Annotated in this window: 1 pseudogene; it reads left to right on the forward strand. The window is 40.4% G+C overall.

Annotated elements, in window-relative coordinates:
- Window positions 1–497, forward strand: a pseudogene (locus CYP28_RS00860) (phosphate acyltransferase PlsX); the annotation flags it as partial.

A 497-nucleotide genomic window follows, 5' to 3' on the forward strand; every position in this document is an offset into this window, starting at 1 on the left:
AATGTTGATTGCAGAAGCGAACACTTATTTCAATTTGCCATAATGGGCGAAGCCTATGCAAAAGAAATTCTAGGCAGAAAAGAGCCAAAAGTAGGTCTTTTGTCAAACGGCGAAGAAGAGAGCAAAGGCAACGAGGTCAGTAAAGAAGCCTTTAAGCTGGTTTCTAGACTTGATAGCTTTGTTGGAAATGCAGAGGGCAATCAAATTTTTGATGGCAGCATTGACGTAATGGTTTGTGATGGTTTTATGGGAAATATCCTATTAAAAACGAGCGAAGGTGTCGTAGACACCATAGGAAAGATAATCAAGAAACAAGTTAAAAAATCACCCCTATCTATGGCTGGATCGGAGCTTATAAGAAAAGTTTGCAAGCCTCTAAAAAGACCGGTCATATACTATGAGTACGGCGGTGCTCCGCTTCTTGACGGAAATGGCTGCGTCATCATAAGTCACGGCAAAAGCAACTCAAAAGCCATAAAAAATGCAATTTTTCAAGC

Source organism: Campylobacter concisus, from assembly GCF_002914195.1.
Taxonomy (GTDB): domain Bacteria; phylum Campylobacterota; class Campylobacteria; order Campylobacterales; family Campylobacteraceae; genus Campylobacter_A; species Campylobacter_A concisus_M.